General features: G+C 69.1%; 4 protein-coding genes. All 4 read left to right on the top strand.

What is annotated here, in order from left to right; all coding sequences use genetic code 11:
• Window positions 1–318, top strand: a 318-nt coding sequence (locus E1258_RS33650) for a hypothetical protein (protein ID WP_207919789.1), incomplete at its 5' end; no start/stop codon positions are given.
• On the top strand, window positions 315–3,410 hold the full coding sequence (locus E1258_RS29050) for a DEAD/DEAH box helicase (protein WP_207919795.1): 3,096 nt from the start codon (window positions 315–317) through the stop codon (window positions 3,408–3,410). The genes E1258_RS33650 and E1258_RS29050, both read left to right, overlap by 4 nt.
• Window positions 3,407–5,008 carry a DUF6884 domain-containing protein gene (locus E1258_RS29055; RefSeq protein ID WP_132406733.1) on the top strand — a complete coding sequence of 534 codons (1,602 nt, stop codon included), beginning with the start codon at window positions 3,407–3,409 and terminating at the stop codon, window positions 5,006–5,008. The genes E1258_RS29050 and E1258_RS29055 overlap by 4 nt, the downstream gene beginning before the upstream one ends.
• A gap of 657 nt (window positions 5,009–5,665) precedes the next feature.
• Window positions 5,666–5,862 (top strand): transposase family protein (locus tag E1258_RS29060; protein ID WP_243715762.1); only part of this gene is annotated, 197 nt, incomplete at its 3' end.

Consider the following 5,862-nt stretch of genomic DNA (forward strand, 5'->3'; position numbering starts at 1 on the left):
CTCGCCCAGCAAATCGACTCGCCGGAGAAGTTCCTGCGGTTCCTGCTGTTGATGCTCGGTCTCGGCACCGAGGCTGCCGCCGCCGTGAGCGGCGACGCCGGCGGACAGGGCATCTGGCGTACCGGCGACACCGGCATCCTCGAACTGCTGCTCAACGCCCTCGTGGACCGCCCGGAGCAGCTCGACGACCTGGCCCGGTTGGTCGCCCGTATCGAAGCCGATGGCGACAGCACGCGGCTGCTGCCGCCCGGATTCACCGAGCTGTGGCGGGTCATCGACCAGGCACGGGACGCGAACCCAGAGGCGGTGGGCCGGTGAAGCGGTACGACGCGGGGCCGGTCATGGCAGGCCTGAAGGACTTCCAGCGCGCCACCGTCGCGCATGTCGTCGACCGGTACTTCGGTGCCGACCCGACCCGCCGGTTCCTGGTCGCCGACGAGACCGGACTCGGCAAGAGCGTCGTCGCCCGGGGCGTCATCGCCCAGACCCTGCAACGGCTGCAGGACGACGACAGCGTCGGACGGGTGGACGTCATCTACGTCTGCTCCAACCAGGACGTCGCCCGGCAGAACATCGACCGGCTGCGGGTCACCGCCGACAAGACCGTCACCCTGTCCAGCCGGCTCACCCTGCTCGCCAAGCACGCACACAAGCTCAACGCCGCGACCGCCACCACCGGCAAGCCGATCAATCTGATCGCGTTCACCCCGGGCACCTCCTTCGACCAGGGCTGGCGCACCGGTGCCGCGGAGGAGCGGGCGCTGATCTTCCTGCTCCTCGAACAGGCCCACTCATGGGACGGCTGGCGAACCCGAGCCGCGCTACGCGCGTTGCAGGCGACCGTCGCCACCCCTGAACGCTTCGAGGATCAGTGCAACCGGCTCTGGGAACAGCTCGAAGGAGAAATCGACCCGACGATCGCCGAGGGGTTCCTGCGTCGTGCCCGCCAGGGCGGCCTGCTCGACGAGTTCGACGCGCTACTCGACGGCATCGGTCGACGCCCCGCCCTGCCCGACGCTCTGCGGGAGAAGGCCCGCAAGCTCACCGGTGCCCTACGGACGGCGTTGGCCACCGCTGGCGTCGAGGTCCTCGACCCGGACCTGGTCATCCTCGACGAGTTCCAGCGGTTCCGGGAGCTCCTCGACCCGGACGGTGGCGACAGCGCTGAACTCGCCCGGCACCTGTTCGACCATCGAGCCGCCCGGGTGCTGCTGCTGTCGGCCACCCCGTACAAACCATTCACCTTCGCCGAGGAAGCCGGCGCCGGCGAGGACCACTACCGCGACTTCCGGCAGGTCCTGCGCTTCCTCACCGACGACGAGTCCTGGCACGCCGACGTGACGAGGGCCTTCGAGGCGTACCGGGACGCACTGGTACGCGGCGAGCCCTGCGGCGACCTGCGCGACTGGCTGCGCACTTTGTTGTTGCGGGTCATGTGCCGCACCGAACGGCCCGCGCTGGGCCAGGACGGGATGCTACGCGAACACCTCGACCTCGCCGACGACCTCGACACCCATGACGTACGCGGCTACGTGGCAATGCGCCGGGTCGCCGACGCCGTCGGCGCCCGAATGTCGGTCGAATACTGGAAGTCCGCCCCCTACTTCCTGAACTTCCTCGACGGCTACCAACTCGGCGACAAGGTCCGCAAGGCGCTCGACGGCAAACCGGACCCCAACGTCACCGCGCTGCTGGCCACCGCGCAACTGCTCGACGCCGACACGATCGACCGACGAGAACCCGTCGATCTCGGCAACGGCCGGCTACGGCGACTCGCCGCGGACACCGTCGACCGGGGCTGGTGGCGACTGCTGTGGCTGCCCCCGTCCCTGCCGTACCACACGCTCGACGAACCGTTCGCCACCGCAGCGGCCGAAGGCATCACCAAGCGGCTGCTGTTCTCCTCCTGGAACGCCACCCCCACCGCGGTGGCCGGACTACTCAGCTACGAAGCCGAACGCCGGCTCGGCGGCCACGGGGAGGGACACCGGCACCTCGACTACCGCACCGAGAACAACCGCCCAGCGGCAATGAGCGCCCTGGCAATCTTCTGGCCCCATCCCGCCCTGGCCACACTGTGCGACCCGCTGGCCCTGGCCCGGCAGCGACCGGACGAGACCGCGCCGCTGGCCGCGTTCGAACGCGAGGTGCGGGAACGGCTGCTCGCTCACGCCTCCACCGACACGGCGGCCACCGAAGCGACCCCGGCCGAGCCGTGGGAGCTGATCTTCCGGTGGCCCGGCACCGACCCCGGCCCCGACGACGCCGCTGCCGCCCTGGGTACCTCCGCCGACGAGGACGCAACGGCCACCGGCCTGGACCGGCACGTGGAACGAGCCCGGGAGCTGGCCAGCAACGCCCGCTACCCGGCAGCCGACCATCTCCACGGTCTGCTCGGCAGCGTCGCGGCGATCGGCATGCACGGGCCGGGCAACATCGCCTGGCGGGCACTGTCCCGACTGATCCACCCCGACGACGCGGTCACACCCGCAGGGCACTGGCGCGCCGCAGCGGTACTGGCCAACGGACTGCGGTCCCTGTTCAACCGCCCTGAATCCGCCCAGCTGCTCGTCAGCCTGTCCATGGGCCCGGTCTACTGGCAGGCGGTACTGCGCTACTGCGCCGCCGGTGATCTGCAGGCCGTCCTCGACGAGCACCTGCACACCCTACGCAGCGGTACCGCCGACACCCGCCTCGACGACAAGAAACTCTGCCGACTCGCCGACGAGGCGCGGCAGGCGATCGCCAGCCGACCGTCAACGTACGAAGCCTTCAACCCGCACCGCCCCAATGAGCGGATCAAACTGCCCGGCCGGTTCGCGCTGCGCTACGGCGGCCGCGGCGAAGAACAAGCCCAGGCAGACCGCAAAGCAGTCGTACGCCGAGCCTTCAACAGCCCCTTCTGGCCGTTCATCGTCGCCACCACCAGCGCCGGCCAGGAAGGCATCGACTTCCACCAGTGGTGCTCCGCCGTCGTGCACTGGAACACCCCCGCCAACCCCGTCGACTTCGAGCAACGGGAGGGCCGGGTGCACCGGTTCGGCGGGCACGCCGTACGCCGCAACGTCGCCGCCGCACACCGCGCGGAGGCCTTGCGCTCCCCCGAGCCGGACGTGTGGAAGGCCCTGTACGACGCGGCACGAGCGGTTTCTGGAGAGCTTGGCGACTTCGCGCCGTACTGGGTGTTCCCCGGCCCGGCGAAGATCGAGCGGCACGTCCTGCCGTACCCGCTCAGCCGCGATCAGGCGAAGCTCGACCGGCTCAAGTCGGACCTGGTGATGTACCGGCTGGCGTTCGGCCAGCCCAGGCAGGAGGATCTGCTGAACCTGCTCCGACGACGGGAGACCGGCGCGGCGGGCGTACCCCACATCCTGGATCTGCGACCGGCCCCTGAATGGAAGCGACAGTGACGGACCAGCCGGCTTGGCAGCTCATCCTCACCGCAGCGCGCGAGCTCGCGAAACACAAGCTCGACTTCAGTCGAGCGGAGCTGATCGACGAGGTCCAACGGCTCGAACCGACGCGACACCCGCAGTCGCTCGGCCCGGTCATCCAGGGAATGACCCGAGATACCACCGGCGGCCCGCCGAGCCCGTGCGGGACGCCGCTCATCCGGGTCGGGCGCGGGCGGTACAAGCTCGCCGACAGCAGCCGACCGCCCTCCTCCCCCACAGCTCAGCCAGCGATCCCGGCCCAGCGCCCGAGCGCACAATTAACGCCGGCCGAGTCTGGCGTGAACCGGGTCGACATCGCGCTGATCGGCTGCGTCAAGACGAAACTCGACCACCCGGTGTCGGCCCGCGACCTGTACATCTCGCCGCTGTTCATCCGCCGCCGCGCCTACGTCGAACGGCACGCCCTCCGCTACTACATCCTGAGCGCCGAGCACGGCCTGGTGCTGCCTGAAACGGTGCTCGCACCGTACGACACCGCCCTCGCCGAGCAGAGCAAGGACTACCGGCGGGCCTGGGGCCAATGGGTCGTGGCCAAGCTGATACGCGCAGAGGGCCAGGTGCGCGACCGCGTAATCGAAATCCACGCCGGCGACGAGTACGTCCGAGCCATCACGCTACTGCTCACCCAGGCCGGAGCGAAGGTTCGCCGACCGCTAGCCGGGCTACCGCTCGGTGAGCAGCTCGCCTGGTACGACCGGCAGCCCCAACCACCAGCACCAGAACAACCCATGGCCCTCGCCACCCAGCCCCGGCAAACCGTCCGGCCGCTCGCGCTCACTGGCATACCCGTTCCCGCTCGGCCAGATGCGCGTGCCATCGTGGCTGCCCTGCTGACGTACGGACGGGAACACCAGGCCGAGCGCGCCGGAACCCCACCCCGATTCACACCGCACCCCGAAGCCAACGCACTGATCCTGACCAACCCGTTCGCGTTCCTACTCGCCGTCATCTTCGACCAGGGCATACCCGCCGAGCGGGCCTGGCAGGCACCGTACGACCTACGCCAACGCCTCGGACACCTCGACCCAGCACGGATGGCGGCCGAACCAGCGCAGGTACATGCTGCCGTCGCCCAGCCGCGGGCATTGCATCGGTTCGTCAACAACATGCCTGGATGGCTGGTCGCCGCCGCGCTCATCGTCGTGAACGAATACGGTGGGGAAGCCGGCCGGATCTGGGCGGGCGAACCCCGCGCGGCGGATCTCGCCGCCCGACTGCGGAGGTTTCCCGGCATCGCGCAGAAGAAGTCGGCGATGGCAGTAGAGATCTTGGCCCGCGACCTGGCGGTGCCGATCCAGGAGCTATCCGGCACCGACATCGCCTACGACGTGCATGTACGACGGGTATTCCTCCGTACGCGACTCGCCGAACGCGACGACCTCGACCACATGGTGGAGGTCGCGCGATGGCTACACCCCGGGCGGCCCGGAGAGCTGGACTACCCGGCGTGGCTGATCGGACGACGTTGGTGCGGACCAGGCACGCCCGACTGCGGCACCTGCCCTCTGCGCTCCATCTGCCCGAAGGACATCGCCCAAGCGGCGGCGGTGTGACGGCACACCCCTGTCCGGTACCCGATCGGCCAAGGCAGCCACCGAGCGGCAGGCGTAGTCTTCGTGACTCACGTGCTTCCCCGACCAGCGGACTTTGCGCATGCGCCCCCCGGGAAGCCCACCTGGACCAGCAGCTCCGACGCCCCCCAGTTCGCACAGGATCCCCAGGTCAGCCCAACTACCACACGTCTCAACCAGTCCAGGCAGTCCCGCAGACCAAGAGCTTGATCTTGGACGAGTCTATACGTCCAGCGACGCGCAGTAGTCCACCTGGTCGCGAACGTGGCCCAGTCCCGGCAAGACATTGGCCCACCCGTCCACCGAGCTGCCGCTCGGTCCCACGGCGCCCGAGCACCTGGAGCACCCACATCACACGGTCTCGCGCCGTCATCGTGCACCGCAGCGGTCTTCCTGCCTGTGCCTGCTGCGCTACACCGGCACCCTGACCCAGGGGCATTGCATAGTTGGGTGCCGGGTCGTTGACCAGGGATTTCGGAGCGTGGACGGCGTCGGTGGAGGCGTAAGAAGCGGGCGAGGCCATATCGGTGATCATGGAGTTGCGACGCTTCATGACTCCGAGGAAGACCTCACCCGCCGATGGCATCATCTCTCATCCCTGCACTGGCCGTAGTAGCGCCTTCCTCCATCACCTCGGCCATGCCGGTCACCGACGGTGAACACGGTGGGCTGCTGCGGGCCCTCGCTGCTGTTCCTGATCCACGGGATCCGCGCGGCGTGCGGTACCCGCTAACCGCGTTGCTGGCGGTGGCGGTCTGCGCCGTCATGGCCGGAGCATCGTCTTTCGCAGCGATCACGGATTGGCTGCATGACCTGGACGAAGACGCCCAGGACCG

It is taken from the genome of Micromonospora sp. KC207, from assembly GCF_004348615.1.
Classification (GTDB): Bacteria; Actinomycetota; Actinomycetes; order Mycobacteriales; family Micromonosporaceae; genus Micromonospora.